At 67.1% G+C, this 662-nt stretch carries 1 protein-coding gene; it reads right to left on the bottom strand.

Annotated features, from left to right (window positions below; all coding sequences use genetic code 11):
* On the bottom strand, positions 1 to 662 hold a 662-nt coding region (locus KDL01_RS41635; protein ID WP_212534229.1), incomplete at both ends, for an adenosylhomocysteinase.

The raw sequence follows: 662 nt of genomic DNA, 5'->3' as shown, positions 1-662 counted from the left end.
AGGTAAGAGGCCTGGCGCTCGGTCAGCGTGGTCAGCCTGACTCCGAGTGCGTCCAGGTGCAGCCGGGCCACGTGCTCGTCGAGCTGCTTGGGCAGGGTGTAGACCCCGACCGGGTAGTCGTCCGGCTTGGTGAACAGCTCGATCTGCGCCAGCACCTGGTTGGCGAAGGAGTTGGACATCACGAACGAGGGGTGGCCGGTGGCGTTGCCGAGGTTCAGCAGCCGGCCCTCGGACAGGATGATCACGGTGTGGCCGTCCGGGAAGCGCCACTCGTGCACCTGCGGCTTGATCTCCTCGCGCACGATCCCCGAGACGCGGCCGAGGCCGGCCATGTCGATCTCATTGTCGAAGTGCCCGATGTTGCCCACGATCGCCTGGTGCTTCATCCGGCCCATGTGCTCGGCCATGATGATGTCCCGGTTCCCCGTGCAGGTGACGAAGATGTCGCCGAGCTCCACCACGTCCTCGATCGTGGCGACCTGGTAGCCGTCCATCGCCGCCTGCAGCGCGCAGATCGGGTCGACCTCGGTGACGATCACCCGGGCACCCTGGCCCCGCAGCGACTCCGCACAGCCCTTGCCCACGTCCCCGTACCCGAACACCACCGCGACCTTGCCACCGATCAGCACGTCCGTCGCCCGGTTGATCCCGTCGATCAGCGA

This window comes from Actinospica durhamensis, assembly GCF_018139695.1.
Lineage (GTDB): Bacteria > Actinomycetota > Actinomycetes > Streptomycetales > Catenulisporaceae > Actinospica > Actinospica durhamensis.
This window is presented reverse-complemented; position numbering and strand designations above follow the sequence as displayed.